Genomic DNA, 14,365 nt, shown 5'->3' on the forward strand with positions numbered 1-14,365 from the left:
TTAAAATGCAAAAATCAAATAAATCCATTGCGGGTTATCACTTACTGATGCTGTTATCAGCGGTAGATTATAAGTTTCATGTAGAAGAAGAAAAAGTAATCCAAGAATATCTGGCAGAAGAATTTCCTTTTCGTATGAATTTGGATAACGAGATGTCTATCATTGCAGGATTACAACCAAGTGACTGGAAGGATCATTTCGAGTTTCATGCGCGTTGTTTTTATGAAGATTCTACGCCAGTAGAGCGAGAAGAATTTCGGGTGTTTGCAAAAAAAATAATCAAAGCTGACCACAACGTAACAGCTGCAGAGCATCAATATTATACATTGATGAAAAATATCTGGAAGTTAGATTAATACTAAAATTGAAATCATATATAAATAGCTTAACTATGAGAAAAAACATTGTTGCAGGAAACTGGAAAATGAATAAAAATTTTGCTGAGGCAGAAGCATTAATGTTCCAATTGTTGGAGTACAAAAAAAATAATAATACCAATTGTGATGTTTACATTGCACCGCCATCATTATATCTTACGACTGCAAAAAATGTTTTTGCAAATGGCGAAATTGGCGTTTTGGCACAAGATGTTTCAGAATATCAAAGTGGTGCTTACACCGGCGAAATTTCTGTAGAGATGATAGATTCTATAGGGGTTAACGGAAGTTTGGTATCTCACTCAGAGCGTCGTCAGTACCACGGTGAGACAGATAGCCATGCCAACAGAAAAGTAAAAGCTTTGTTAGATGCAGGTCTTACGCCAATCTATTGCAACGGAGAAACTTTGGAGCAACGCAAGTCTGGACAACATTTTGACGTCGTTAAAAATCAGACGGAAGTCGCTTTGTTTACTTTGTCAGCAGAAGAAATCAAGAAAGTGGTGATTGCCTATGAGCCAGTTTGGGCAATTGGTACGGGAGAAACTGCTTCGCCAGAGCAAGCACAAGAGATTCACGCATATATCAGAAGCTTAATTGCGGCCAAATATGGTCAAGACGTAGCAGACGAAATTTCGATCTTGTATGGTGGATCAGTAAAGCCTGATAATGCCAAAGAAATTTTTTCTCAGCCAGATATCGACGGTGGATTAATCGGCGGTGCAGCACTTAAGATTGAAGATTTCTCTAAGATTATCGAAGGTTTTAACTCATAATATTTTACTTTGGGCGCGTCCCTTTGTTTCGGATAAAAAAGCGCGGTGACCTGAGGTCACCGCGCTTTTTTATCCGAAATCATGCGGGTCGGTCTGCGCGCAGTCGCTATTTTTTTCCATTCCATTCCATTTTCCAAAAAATGAGCTCCGACAATGCGCTTCGCCCTCGCGCAAGAAACGTTAGCATTTAGAAAGTTTACATTAATAATTACATGAATGTTCTATCTAATGTCTGACATTTAGAATCTAATTTTAAAAATCGTTATTTTTGCAAACATAAAATCAGAACATGACATCATATTTAGAATTTACATTTAAAATAAAGCCTTTACAACCATGGAACGATATTCTTATGGCAGAACTTATCGAAATAGGTTTCGATAGTTTTACCGAAGAGCATGATGGTATTTTGGCATACATCCAAGAAGACCTTTTTATAGAAGATAATTTAAAAAGTGTAGACCTTCTTAATTCTTCAGACGTAGAGATTACATACGAGTACAAAGCGATGCCTAACATCAATTGGAACGAAGAATGGGAAAAGAATTTCTCACCTATTAATATTGATGAAAAAGTCTTGATTAGAGCAGAATTTCATGAGAGTCAAGGTACGCCTTATGAGATTGTTATTCAGCCTAAGATGTCTTTCGGGACGGGACATCATGCCACGACGCATCTTATGATCCAGCAGATGTATGATATGGATTTCCAAGATAAAAAAGTTTTGGATATGGGTTGTGGGACTTCTGTGTTAGCAATTTTTGCAAAACAAAGAGGCGCAGCAGATACTTTGGCAATTGATATTGATGAGTGGTCAGTAGAAAATTCTAAAGAAAATGCAGAACGTAACAATGTTGTATTAGATATCGAGTTAGGAACTGCTGATAATCTTGGTAAAGAAAAATTTGATATTATTCTTGCTAATATCAACCGTAATATCTTGATTTCTGATATCCCGACTTATGTTTCGGTTTTAGAAGATGGCGGGCAATTGTTGTTATCTGGACTTTGTTTCTTTGATGTAGATGATATCTTAGAAGTATGCACAGCAAACAACTTGATATTAGAAAAGAAAATGCAAAGAGAGGAGTGGGTGAGCCTACTTTTGAAAAAGTAATATCGAGATATACGCCAATCTGCGTGAGGGCGAAAGGCATTGTTGGAGCTCTTTTCTGAGATCGTTGAGCCTAGCTGAGGGTATCTCAGAAAAAGCGACTGCCTGTAGACCGACGTCATAAAAAAAAGCTGAAACCTAAGAAAGGTTTCAGCTTTTTTTTATGAGGGCACGCCCTAATATTATTTGGTAGGATATTTCTGTATTAATGCCTGCAGAATAGCCCAAGTTTCGATGTCAAGCATGCCATTGGATATTTCTGGTCGGAAGTGATATTGGAAAGCCTCTATGGTCTGTTTTGTAGCCTTGTCCCAAGTACCTGATTGATCCAATTGGTAGCCAAATTTGTTAAGGGCAATTTGGACTTTCATGATAAAAAGAGTTGTGTTGTATTGGGCATCAAAATCTTGCGGAGGTGTCTGACTAATAAAGTTAAGCTTGGTTGCATCATCATACCACATTCCGATTTGGTAATCGTCGTATAATTTTTTCCAAGGAAACATAGGACCTGGATCTTGTTTTCTAGTCGGCGCAATATCAGAATGTGCCAAGATATTGGTTGCCGGAATGTTGTAACGTGTAGCAAGGTCTTTTACTAAAGCAGCAACTTTTTTTACTTGTTCTTCTGGAAAACCAGGGAAGGTCTTAGTGCCTGCAGAATCTGCCGTATAACCGCCGTTAACGATTTCTATGCCTATAGAGGTGTCGTTAAGGTTTTGGTCTTTTCTCCAATAGCTTATGCCTGCGTGGTAGGCTCTTTTATTTTCATCTACTAATTGGTAGATCTCATTGTCGTCATAAGAATTAACGAGATAATGAGAACTCACCGCTTGTTGTGTTAATACAGAAATAGATTTTTCATCATTAAGCGCGGTGTAATGTAATATAACATATCGTTGGCGGAAGTTTTGGGCAACCGCAGGGAAATAAGTTTTTACAACTTTATAGCGATTGGGCTTAGCCGAGACAATAGATCCATAACTTATTGTGTTGTCATTTTTTTTAGGATCCGAAATGTTTACAGTATAATAATCTCCTTCTTCATGTTTAATAGGAGGTTTTGGAGCTGCAACTTGAGGAGGAGTAATGCTTGGTTTAGGAGTTGCAACAACTTTTTTTGCATTATTTTGAGAACCGCAGGAAATTAAGGTTAATCCTAATCCTATGAAATATAACGAATTACGCATTTTAGAGGTTTTTCTTGTGTTTGAAGTGTCAAAAGTATGAAAAAAAATAGAGAAAATAATTTGGTAAATATGTAAAAGAGTTCTATATTTGCACTCGCAATAACGAAGTAAAGAATTCTTTAAATAGCTATTGATAGGAGAGTTGCCTGAGAGGCCGAAAGGACATGTTTGCTAAACATGCGTACTGGAAACGGTACCAAGGGTTCGAATCCCTTACTCTCCGCATAATTCTCGGGGCGTAGCGTAGTCCGGTCATCGCGCCTCGTTTGGGACGAGGAGGTCGCAGGTTCGAATCCTGCCGCCCCGACTGTTTTAGTAATTTAGGAAAATTACAAATGGGTGCGTAGCTCAGCTGGATAGAGCATCTGCCTTCTAAGCAGACGGTCACAGGTTCGAATCCTGTCGCGCTCACTAATATCTCACGGTTGTGAGTTGTTTTTTAAGCGATTCGGGATGTAGCGTAGTCCGGTCATCGCGCCTCGTTTGGGACGAGGAGGTCGCAGGTTCGAATCCTGCCATCCCGACAAAATAATTTTTAATGAAAATTAAAAATTATTTTTTTTAGATACAACTTGTATTCTATTAATAACCCAAAAATGGGTGCGTAGCTCAGCTGGATAGAGCATCTGCCTTCTAAGCAGACGGTCACAGGTTCGAATCCTGTCGCGCTCACTAAAATACCCAAAACTATATAGTTTTGGGTATTTTTTTGTTTTAAACTTATAAGATATTTTTTTAATTCTGACTCATAAGTACTATATCTAGAGAGGCATCTGATATATTAGCAGGAGCACCATCTGAGTATATAAATAATCTTAATTGATCATTTTTGTTAAAGTAAGCGAGCCTGTTATAAAGCATTGTAAATCTACCGCCACCTTGAGGATTTCTAACCCATAGACCTTGCGGGATATCTCTCTGCTCTGTATCAACAGCTTGAAATAAGTTTCTAGAATCGCTACCGTCAACTAATCTAACGCTAGATTTTATAAAATACGTACCTGATACAGGTACTGTATATATTGAGGTGCTGCTATTCCAAGCGCCACCTCCTAGATTTTTAGTAACCGTTTCTAATTTCACGACATTAAATCCATTTTGAGCAACTGTAACTGCATTTACAGCCCCGTTTCCTACACCTGTTTTAGCTGTCAGAATTGCTGAACCCGCTCTAGGAATAGGTTGCCATAGTATGCCATCAAAATAATAATATCCAGGTCCTACAACGAGTTGTGTAGAATTTATTGTAGGTACGATTTTATCGACTACATCGGTGACATAGATAAATGTTCCTGTATGAGCAGTAGTATACTTGCTATGCTTTGCTTCTAGCTGTTTGATAGTAATTGTAGGCGCTTTGAAACCATCTACTGCAGTCACATCACTTGGTTTTCCTATGACTTCTAATGTAACGGATGGCGCTGCTGTATTGACACCTACTTGTGCAAAAGTTAATGTACTTATCACTAGGGATAAGAAGAGTAATTGTTTTTTCATAGTTTAAAATTATTTTATAGTTATTTTGTGAATATCTTTATCGTGTTGTTTTGGTCTTTAGCCTTTTGCTTATTTTATCTGAATATCTTTTTCCACTTGGTAATGGAGTTGCGGCTTAATTTAAAATGAAGTGCCGTTTGGGTATTATTAAGGCTGTTTTCTTTTTGATAATTTAAAATATATATGATATCATCATTAGTGTAAGATTTACTTTTTTGGTTAAACTCAAAAGTATTTTTATCGGTATTATTGAATATTATACGGTTGATCATAATAATGTCCAAGGCTGATAATTGTTTCTTTTGTAATATACTCTCACAACTTTCTTTTTTATGAGGGTGTTTTAGATCTATGATATCGCTGTATATTTTGCAATAATCTGGTCCTAATCGTTGTATTTGCTTATCCATTTATATAAAGTTGTTTTTGGTATTCTGTATTCTTCTATGATTTCTAATTTTGTTTTTTGCCCAGTTTTTATCAATTCTAGGATGAAATCAATTAACTCTTTGGTATAGATATTCTTACGAAAGGAGGGAAGTTTTGATTTTTCTTGTTTTGAATTTTTCCCTAAGTTTGGAGTAGTCGAGGGAGCATATATGATAAGATGCTGAGTATATATTCTAAAAAAATCATATTCTAGTAGTTTACTCCATCGCAGTAGGTCATCTGTGCTTAAGTTTTCTGCGGTGTACATTGATGTGATTTTCTCTTCTTCATATTTGAAAAAATTACAAATTCTATCAATATCAATTTTAGTTTCTTTAACTTTCTGATGGATGAGATTTCCTATATGTATGTTTTTATAATTCATTTTTAGAAATAGATTAATTTTAAGAGTCATAAATTATATAACTTAGTATATAAGTAACTTAGATTAATGAGACTCTAGGTTAAAAACTATGCTATTAACAGACAATATTTTATAAATAATACTTGTCACTATCTATCTACTACTCATAATTTTATGAGTAGTAGATGGTGATAGATTATTTTAATTGATGGGTTTGCTTACAGTAGATTCTTTATGTGTAAAATCTTAATTATTGAATTCTACTATAAAATTATTGAATAGAACATTATTAAATGTAGTACTATTACACTGATAGTCATTCCATAATCTAGAAGTCCATAACTTTTGTCCGTAGATATGACCACAGCCTTCCTGATTCATATAATTATTAGGCTCATTAGAGGTATTTTGATTATTCCATTGAGTTTCTACTTGGGTATTATTACTCCAATTTCTTCTTGAAATCTCTCCGGTTATCCATCTTAGTTGTATACCATTGCCAGGAAATTGTATTTTGTTGAAACCTAACCAAATGTGATTTTGTAGGTTATAGCCAGTACCATTGTCAATAATATATGTTTTAACCCATTCCCACTCGCTATTATTGGTGATAGTAACAAGATAGCCTCCTAAGCTTTTTGCCATATCAAATGCTGTTTGCCAAGTTTGTCCATTGTTAGAACTGTATGCACAATAAATATGTCCGTTATTAGGATTTGATCTACATCCATTTTTTGTGTAGCCACTTGGGGTGGGGGCGTTAACTCCAGATTTTAAAGGATAGCCTAGATATTTGTCCATTTTATAAAAAGTGAAAGAATTTTTGGTTATATAATTCTTAATATCATTTCCTACTAAGTTCCAGTTATTACCATCCCAGTAATAATAAGCTTCTTTCAGGTTTTGAGAATCGTTGATAGTTGTATTGTAGACTAGCAGACCTACAGCTGGAGATGTAATAGTGGTAGTATCTTTTAGGGAATTTAGATTTATTTTTGCAGCAACTACACCTTTGTTTGCTACAGAAATATCAACAACTGCTGATTGATTTGGAGTTTGTACACCAATACCAATTTGACAAAAGCTTAATGTATATAAGGTTGTGAAAAAGAGTATGCTTATTTTTTTCATAGTGTTTTCGATAAAAGATTAATTTTGAAATTCTACAATGATTTGGTCAAAGGTTCCATTAGCTGGTCCAGCATTGCTATTACCACCTGCTGTATTTGATCTTTCAGAACAGACGTAATCATTCCAATAACGCTTGGTTGGATTGTCTCCTGTATTATTATTGCTATCGCTATAGAGCGTAGAGAAAACATGTCCACAACCTTCAGTACCACCACCATTATCAGGTTGGTTAGGTGCAAAATTATTTTGTATAACAGCAACATTACCTTGGTTAACTTTTGATACTTCGCCAGTAATCCATTCTATTCTATATGGGTTTCCTGGATTTTTAACTTTGTTGAATCCCATCCAAATGCTATTGTATAAATCATACCCTGTCCCTTTGTCTATGATGTTGGTTTTTACCCAATTCCACTCTTCATAGGTTGTAATGGTCGTAAGATATCCTTTTAGTTGTTTTGCTATTTCGAATGCTGATTTCCAGTCTACACCATTGTTTAATTTATAAGCACAATAGCTATGGTTATTTCCCTTTGTCCATTTTTTACATCCTAGCTTGGTTGCTGTTACACCATTTGTAGATATGCTACCATCGCTAGTATCTCCACTTCCCAGAGGTTGATAACCTAACCAATCTACATTAATGTAATCATCATATAGAATATTGTTAATCGTCTCTCCACCAATTAGTTGCCACTTGTTAGTCTGCCAAACATAATAGTTAGGGGTAACATCGTTTTTTGTTTCTGTATTGTATACAAGTAATCCGTCAATGGGCTTATTGCTATTCGTCCCTACAGGATTAGGATTTGTAGTGCTTATCAATGCAACCTTTGATGGTAGAAATCCTTTATTAGTAGAGTTGATATCTAATGCAGAAGAAGGGTCTGGTGTACTAGTGTTGATACCAACCTGCCCAAATATATTGATGCCAACTAAGCTTGTTATTAAAATATATTTTTTCATCGTTTTTTATCTTAAAAATTCAATAATTAAGTAATTGTAAGCTTTGTTTTCCGTTTGAGATTCTCCTAATGCACCATCATATGTAGCCCATAATCTGCTAGCATCTTCATCTTTACTCTTTATATAGCCACTACGGTAAGATTGGCTAGGCTCGCTATCTGCCCAGGCTTGAGTAGGTTGTGCTCTAGAGTTATTAGACCAGCTTACTAGAGGCTCTCTTCCTGATATCCAAAGGTATTCTCCAATTTGATTATTATTTTCGTCTACGACCATTTTCCCTTTATAGTCTACTTTATTGAATCCTATCCATATTCTGTTATTACTGTTACCAGAAGGATTATCAAGGAAGCTAGTCTTTATGTGGTTCCACTCTTCGGAGAAAGTTATGACGGCAAGATAACCGTTAATGGCTTTAGCTATTTTGTAGGCAGTGTCCCAGTTTACAGATTTTGATAAGTTATAACCACAATAGCTATGACTATTAGAGTTGGTGCTACCTGAGAAAGTATTACATTTAATTTTACTAGCTGTTACTCCTTCTAGGATTAGTTGGTCTGGTGCAGTGGCGCCAGAACCTGATGGATAATAGCCTAGTATATTAGTGTTAATTTCGTCAGAAGTATAATTTACTGTCGTTTCTCCTTCTTTTAATATTTTCCACTTTACACCATTGTAGTAGTAGTAGCCTACTGGTACTATAGTTCCTGTTTGATATATAATTAATCCTACTTCTGGTGAGTTTATTGTAGTTCTGTCAAACTCACCAGTAAGAGAAATTCTAGGGGCTATAACCCCTTTTTTGGCAGCAGACATATCTAACGCTGCAGAAAAATGTGGAGGATTAGTATCAATCCCTACTTGAGAAAAAGCTGATATGGAATTTATCAAGCCAGTTAGTAAAAATAATTTTTTCATTGTGTGTTTTAATGGAAAGGTATATGATTGATGTGTTTTTAATTGAATAAGATTTTTTTTTAAGATGTTTTGTTAAAAATATAGTATTATTGTGTTTTTATATAAAAGTGTAATTTTTTATTTGTGTAAAAGTATGTTTGATTTGTAAGAGAGGATATAGTTATCGTAAAAATTAAACTCTCAAAATGTGAAACAAAAGGTATTAGTGGTTAAATCACTGTAAATCACTGTTTTGTAAATGTGTTTATTTAGATTGTTTATGTTTTAATACTGTGTAAATAATGATATTAGATTATTTGTTGAAGAATTATAATGGATTTCAGGGGGTTTTTTTATTCGCTGTATCTCTTAATTCTGTTATAATTTTATCTTTAACTGCATTTGCGATTTCTGCAAAAGAGAAAGCAATAAGATTTTATTTTATTCTGAATTTATTTTTCAGATTATTATATATTATTTTATTGGCATTTGCTAATACTCAGTCTTTTAGCTTAACCTCACCAATTATATTTTTTCTCATTCCGTTTTTTGCTGTTTTGTCGCAAATGTCTTTTTATATTTTTGTTGTTAAGATCACCAGTTATCAATCTTTTGGTGGGATTTTATATCATCTGTATAAGCCGATACTATTACTGTTGATGCATTTGTTTTTTTACTTTACTGTTTTTACAGAAAAAAATATTGACGACGACTATTTTAAGGAGATATCTATCACTTATTTTTTTGCGATACTTATTATTTCGTCTTTTATTTATTTATACTTAGCTCTAAAGTGTATAAAGTATTATGAAAAGCAGACAGGAGAAAATACATTAAAATGGCTAAAAATTGTCATCTACTTAAGAGCCTTATCTGTAATATTTGTTATCATATATAGCTTAAATACTAATCTGATGTCGCCATCAATAGCTATCAATATTTTTTCGGATATTATGGTAGTCTATTTCTTATTGCAAAAAAGATATAGTTTTATACACGTAGCTCATAAGATGGATATTCTTGTACAAGGTGGTGAAGTCATAAAAACAGCTAAAATCTATCCTAATAATGATCTCTCAATAGTAGAAAAAAGTGTGTTGAATAGAGTTGATTTTGAAGCTTATTTTAATAATAATAGACCTTTTCTAGATCCTAACTTCGGTTCTGAGGATCTTGTAAGTCATTTTAAAACCAATCGTTCTTATCTTTCAAAATTTGTTAATAAGGTCTATAACACTAACTTGAGAAATTATATTAACTCATGGCGAATGAAAGAGTTTGAAATTCTTAAAGAACAGCATCCAGAAAAAAACACAGAAGAGCTTTCTAAGATGGCAGGATTTGGTAGTGTGAGTAGCTATTGGAGAATAAAGAAAAGTAATAATAATTTATAAACGCTTATTATGGAATTCACTAAAGAACAAGATGTTGTTGTTTACTTTTTTTTGATAAATATGTTTTCTATTATATTTTATTCTATTCTAATTTGTTTAAATTATGAAAAGTCTACTTTTGATATCACTAGAAAAAATATTTTTAATAAACTGTTTGTCTTTCTCTTATGCGCTGCTAATAGTTCAGTTTTATTGATTTGTTTTTTTAATAAAAGTGGAAATAAATTACAGAACTTACTTTTGTATTTGATCTTTTTTTCGCCAGTATTTATCTATAATATATTAAGTATTAGACGGTATTTTAAAAATCAAATTAACATATTATTACTGATGTTTGTATTAGGATCTGTTTTTATCATTATAGATCATAATCCACTCTTGCAATTTGTAATTAACATTAAGTCTTTAATATTTGGTATTTATATCGTTCTTAATCTAGTTTTGACAGGGATGTCTCTTAAGAAGCTATTCAAGATGAAGAGAGATAGATATCAAAAGAATTATAGAATTGTGATAGTAATCATTTATTTGTTACTATTTGTTTTTCTTCCTTTGTTTTACTATTTGTATGATGTAAATAATTATATGATTAGTTTTAGTTTTGTGCTTTCTATAACTTTATCATCACTAATATGTGCTTTTTCTTTTCTCTTTCGTGATGACAAGCAGAGTGATGATGGATTATTTGTGTTTTTGAATAATCCAAGTGTGTTGAAATTAAATCAATATGACTTCGAATTATTTATAAAAAATAAAAAACCTTATCTTAATCCTGAGTTAAAAATTTCGGATCTAGCAAGAGAGTTTGGAACTAATCGCAGTTATCTATCTCGTTATATTAATATGACTTACGGTATTAATTTTACCTCTTATATTAATAATTGCAGGTATGAAGAGTTACATGTTTTAAAAAAGCAGCCATTGTATGCTAATGTAGACGAAATTGAGCTTATATATTTGGTAGGCTTTAGCAGTTATAGCTCTTATAAAAAGATAAAAGAGAAGGAGATTTTACAAAGCAATGATGTAGATTCTAAACAAAATATAGATTAATAATTAATTGTTATTGACGTATTTATTGATGATATGTGCGGTGATTGGTTTTAATGTTTTGCCATTGGTAGGATGTAAACCATGATAAGTAAAGAATTCTACCTGTTTGTCCGATTTATCATACCAGACCTTACCAATTGCATTTTGGATAGTTAATGTATCTATTATGTTTATTTTTTTTAAGACTCTAAGTCTTTCTTCATCCAGAGGTTTTGCGTCTGTATTATTTTTTATATCTGCACAATATGATGCCTCGAAGTGATCTTCATTCCAGAACATACATTCCTTTTTTCTTTCCAATACAATATCTTCAGCTTGGCTGTATGTGTAAGATGGATTACTGTCTGGTGAGGTGCTAGTCAATGATTTTTTATTAGTAATTATTGGGTCAGGATTAGTTTTTATCAGGGTATTTGGTTGTGTACTAATAATTGGTTGTATTATCGTATTAGGATTATTAATCTTAAAAATATCAGAAGACTGATTAAGCCATAGGCTTCCTAAAATTAAAATTCCAACAATCCCAAGACCATTCTTATGCTGAGTGATAAATTCTGGGATAGAAAATACAGGAGAGTTGGTAATGTTTACAATAATTTTAGAAGAAGGATCAATATCAGTGTAATTATCGCTAATTGCAATTTTTACAGCACCATAATTTTGCTGAGAGATGGTTTTTTTTAACTTTTGAGAAAAATCTAAAAAATTATTATATCCTACATAAGCACTTAGTTGATCTAAGGTTATAGGATCTATATTGTAATCTTCGTTGTTTTCTATCAGAGCTTTGTAATATCTAACAAAGCTTCTTTCATTTTTAGACTGACCATATTTTTCCTCTAATAGCAAGCTCAGATAACTGGCAACAGAATTTGTGCTGCTTTGCGGAAGTTCTTTCTTCGCTTTTTCAAATGCTAATTTGATCAATGCTTTCTTCTTATCACGCATAGTGTTGATTTTAGGTTAAATACGGTGTCCAATTTAGACAAAATTTTGTCTTGTAAAATATGGTTTTCCGTAAAATAGAGAGAAATGCGTGTCTATTTTATGTCCATCCTTTGTCCATATTTAATAGGGCTTTCTGTCTTTATTTTGTAATAGAAATCGGGGACAAAAAAACAAAAAACTGATTTCGAAAAAAGATACAAAAGACAGTAGAAATTAACTGGTTTTGGGAAGCGGTTTTCCTCTTCTGTTTTGCGTATCAATACCTCCCAAAAATTTAAGAAGCGCTTCTTTTTTACCATGCCAACTATTCTTAACCTGTGTTTTGAATATGCATGATCACAACTAAATCTTAAATTTTAAAATCATGTTAAATCTTTTATTAATGCTTCTAGGACTTGTATATAATAATGGTAACAGCAATGTAACCAATACTCATAATAATGATAGTAATATAGAAACTATTCAATCCAATAATTTTGGAGAAGGTGCCGGTGTAGAGCCTGGTGGTGATACAGGAGGACAATCTCAACCAATTCCGCCAAAAAAATAGTTTTTTATGAAATATTAACTAATTTAGAGGAATGAAATGGTTTTATTCCTCTTTTTTATTTATTGTTTTAATGTCTTGTTCTAATACAGATATCATTGATGCAAAAGCGACGGGCGATACATATTATCATAAAGGTGAAGACTTTTATCTTAAACAAAATTATGATAGCGCTTTTGTCAATTTTAACAAAGCTTATCAAGAGTTTTCTGCATTAGAGAACAATAGAGAAAGTGCCAAAGCTTTGATATTTCAGTCTATTATACAGACTATAAAAGGCGACTATTTTGGTAGTGAAGAGTCTGCAACTGATGCTTTGAAAAAGCTGGATGATCAAGATAAAACCAATAAAGACCTTCTGGTTTCCATTTATAATCAGATTGCTATTAATAAAGAATACCAAAAAGATTATGCCGCTTCCATTAATTGGTATCAGCTAGCAGGAGAAAAAATCTCCAATCCTTACGATTCTATTGTATTACAAAATAATATTGCTGTTTCTTATTTTGAAGCAAAAAAATATGATGATGCAATTAATATATTAAGCAGATTGCATGCAATCAAGTATGATAGCGCGATCATAAAAGCAAGAGTACAGGATAATCTAGCGTATGCTAAGTTTCTGAAAGATCCTCATTACCATGCAGAAAAAGAACTCGTCAATGCATTGCAATTAAAACAAGAAAAAAATGATCTATGGGGACAGAATGCAAGTTATGCGCATCTTACAGATTATTTTTTTGATAAAAATCCGACAGAAGCTCTTTTCTATGCAAAAAAAATGTTAGAAACATCAAGTAAGCTTAATAGTGCAGATGATAAATTAGTTGCATATCAAAAAATTCTTTTGTTAGAAACTCCAGTAGGATCCAAATCGTATTTTCTTAATTATCAGAAATTAAACGATAGTATCCAAGTGTCTAAAGCGAGTGCTAAAAATCAATTTGCGCTAATACGCTACGAAACCGAAAAACAAAAAGCAGAAACTGCCGCTAAACAAAACCAAATTCTAAAGCAATATTTTGCCTTATCTGTTCTTTTATTATTAATTATTTCTGGAATAATCTGGTATCAAAAAAGAAAAAATACATTAGTTAAAGAAAAAGAAATAGAAGTTAGAAATACCCAACTAAAATATTCTAAAAAAATACATGATGTAGTTGCTAATGGTCTGTATCACGTTATGGTTAAGATAGAAAATGATCCAAAATTTGATAAAGAAAGTATTCTTAATAGTGTTGAGAAAATGTATGAAGAGTCTAGAGATATCGCAAGAGATGACCTAGATAATATACAAGAAAAAGACTTTTCTGGTGTACTTGTAGACATGTTAAGCTCTTACTCATCAGACCTCCAAAGGGTAATTATTATTGGAAATGATAAGTTGAAATGGCAAAAAGTATCACCACATATTAGGGATGAAGTTTTCTTTGTCTTGCGAGAATTAATGATTAATATGAAGAAGCATAGTCATGCAAAATTGGTTTCGGTTAAAATAAATAAAAATGAAAAATTTCTAAACATTCAGTACTCGGATAATGGTATTGGCATTAAGGATTGGTCTAAAATTAAAACTTCCGGAATTAAAAATATGGAAAACCGTATTGTAGCTATGTTTGGAGCGCTTAATTTTGGGGAAAATACAAGTCGAGGATTAATTATTCATATTACCATTCCAATTCAATAGA

The 14,365-nt window shown here is 32.8% G+C and carries 15 protein-coding genes and 5 tRNA genes; 12 read left to right on the forward strand and 8 right to left on the reverse strand.

The genetic code is table 11. The features are described 5' to 3' along the window. Positions 1–5: 5 nt before the first annotated feature. From ACQQ6V_RS01350 to prmA, 3 genes are all read left to right on the forward strand, one after another. Complete coding sequence (locus ACQQ6V_RS01350) at positions 6–356, forward strand: TerB family tellurite resistance protein (RefSeq protein ID WP_448843799.1); 351 nt, start codon at positions 6–8, stop codon at positions 354–356. Positions 357–391: 35 nt separating this feature from the next. Next, positions 392–1,153, forward strand: coding sequence for a triose-phosphate isomerase (gene tpiA / locus ACQQ6V_RS01355; RefSeq protein WP_448843800.1), 762 nt, complete (start codon positions 392–394; stop codon positions 1,151–1,153). Between the two features lie 289 nt (positions 1,154–1,442). Beyond that, positions 1,443–2,270 carry a 50S ribosomal protein L11 methyltransferase gene (gene prmA / locus ACQQ6V_RS01360; protein ID WP_448843801.1) on the forward strand — a complete coding sequence of 276 codons (828 nt, stop codon included), beginning with the start codon at positions 1,443–1,445 and terminating at the stop codon, positions 2,268–2,270. A 179-nt stretch (positions 2,271–2,449) separates the two neighbouring features. On the opposite strand, the gene ACQQ6V_RS01365 is transcribed toward prmA, so the two are convergent. Beyond that, positions 2,450–3,454, reverse strand: coding sequence for an N-acetylmuramoyl-L-alanine amidase (locus ACQQ6V_RS01365; RefSeq protein WP_448843802.1), 1,005 nt, complete (start codon positions 3,452–3,454; stop codon positions 2,450–2,452). Between the two features lie 136 nt (positions 3,455–3,590). Between ACQQ6V_RS01365 and ACQQ6V_RS01370 the strand changes: the two genes are divergently transcribed. From ACQQ6V_RS01370 to ACQQ6V_RS01390, 5 genes are all read left to right on the forward strand, one after another. Next, a tRNA-Ser gene (locus ACQQ6V_RS01370) sits at positions 3,591–3,677 on the forward strand. Between the two features lie 9 nt (positions 3,678–3,686). After that, a tRNA-Pro gene (locus ACQQ6V_RS01375) sits at positions 3,687–3,761 on the forward strand. Between the two features lie 30 nt (positions 3,762–3,791). Continuing rightward, positions 3,792–3,865: transfer RNA gene (locus ACQQ6V_RS01380), tRNA-Arg, on the forward strand. A 38-nt stretch (positions 3,866–3,903) separates the two neighbouring features. Next, positions 3,904–3,978: transfer RNA gene (locus ACQQ6V_RS01385), tRNA-Pro, on the forward strand. A 74-nt stretch (positions 3,979–4,052) separates the two neighbouring features. Then, a tRNA-Arg gene (locus ACQQ6V_RS01390) sits at positions 4,053–4,126 on the forward strand. Between the two features lie 63 nt (positions 4,127–4,189). Here the strand turns inward: ACQQ6V_RS01390 and ACQQ6V_RS01395 are convergent. From ACQQ6V_RS01395 to ACQQ6V_RS01420, 6 genes are all read right to left on the reverse strand, one after another. Next, a complete protein-coding gene (locus ACQQ6V_RS01395) occupies positions 4,190–4,951 on the reverse strand; it encodes a phage tail-like protein (protein ID WP_448843803.1) in 762 nt (253 codons plus the stop codon). A gap of 74 nt (positions 4,952–5,025) precedes the next feature. Further along, positions 5,026–5,361, reverse strand: coding sequence for a helix-turn-helix domain-containing protein (locus tag ACQQ6V_RS01400; protein WP_448843804.1), 336 nt, complete (start codon positions 5,359–5,361; stop codon positions 5,026–5,028). After that, the gene (locus ACQQ6V_RS01405; protein WP_448843805.1) at positions 5,337–5,765 is read right to left on the reverse strand and encodes a transposase; all 429 of its coding nucleotides are present in this window, start codon (positions 5,763–5,765) and stop codon (positions 5,337–5,339) included. Before ACQQ6V_RS01405 ends, ACQQ6V_RS01400 begins: the two co-directional genes overlap by 25 nt. A gap of 225 nt (positions 5,766–5,990) precedes the next feature. Continuing rightward, the gene (locus ACQQ6V_RS01410; RefSeq protein ID WP_448843806.1) at positions 5,991–6,875 is read right to left on the reverse strand and encodes a C-type lectin domain-containing protein; all 885 of its coding nucleotides are present in this window, start codon (positions 6,873–6,875) and stop codon (positions 5,991–5,993) included. Between the two features lie 18 nt (positions 6,876–6,893). Next, a complete protein-coding gene (locus tag ACQQ6V_RS01415; protein ID WP_448843807.1) occupies positions 6,894–7,841 on the reverse strand; it encodes a C-type lectin domain-containing protein in 948 nt (315 codons plus the stop codon). A 6-nt stretch (positions 7,842–7,847) separates the two neighbouring features. Beyond that, on the reverse strand, positions 7,848–8,756 hold the full coding sequence (locus ACQQ6V_RS01420) for a C-type lectin domain-containing protein (protein ID WP_448843808.1): 909 nt from the start codon (positions 8,754–8,756) through the stop codon (positions 7,848–7,850). Positions 8,757–9,037: 281 nt separating this feature from the next. Here ACQQ6V_RS01420 and ACQQ6V_RS01425 point away from each other — a divergent pair, with 281 nt between their 5' ends. Together ACQQ6V_RS01425 and ACQQ6V_RS01430 are read left to right on the forward strand one after the other, a co-directional pair. Continuing rightward, positions 9,038–10,129 carry a helix-turn-helix transcriptional regulator gene (locus ACQQ6V_RS01425; RefSeq protein WP_448843809.1) on the forward strand — a complete coding sequence of 364 codons (1,092 nt, stop codon included), beginning with the start codon at positions 9,038–9,040 and terminating at the stop codon, positions 10,127–10,129. 330 nt (positions 10,130–10,459) lie between these two features. Beyond that, complete coding sequence (locus ACQQ6V_RS01430; RefSeq protein WP_448843810.1) at positions 10,460–11,182, forward strand: helix-turn-helix domain-containing protein; 723 nt, start codon at positions 10,460–10,462, stop codon at positions 11,180–11,182. A gap of 3 nt (positions 11,183–11,185) precedes the next feature. Here the strand turns inward: ACQQ6V_RS01430 and ACQQ6V_RS01435 are convergent, their stop codons facing one another. After that, positions 11,186–12,130, reverse strand: coding sequence for a hypothetical protein (locus tag ACQQ6V_RS01435; RefSeq protein WP_448843811.1), 945 nt, complete (start codon positions 12,128–12,130; stop codon positions 11,186–11,188). Between the two features lie 364 nt (positions 12,131–12,494). On the opposite strand from ACQQ6V_RS01435, the gene ACQQ6V_RS01440 reads away from it, so the two are divergent. Then, entirely contained in the window at positions 12,495–12,680 is a 186-nt protein-coding gene (locus tag ACQQ6V_RS01440) for a hypothetical protein (protein WP_448843812.1), read from the forward strand. A 31-nt stretch (positions 12,681–12,711) separates the two neighbouring features. Next, positions 12,712–14,364, forward strand: coding sequence for a tetratricopeptide repeat-containing sensor histidine kinase (locus ACQQ6V_RS01445; protein WP_448843813.1), 1,653 nt, complete (start codon positions 12,712–12,714; stop codon positions 14,362–14,364). Position 14,365 lies beyond the last annotated feature (1 nt).

It is taken from the genome of Chryseobacterium electrogenes (assembly GCF_053553015.1).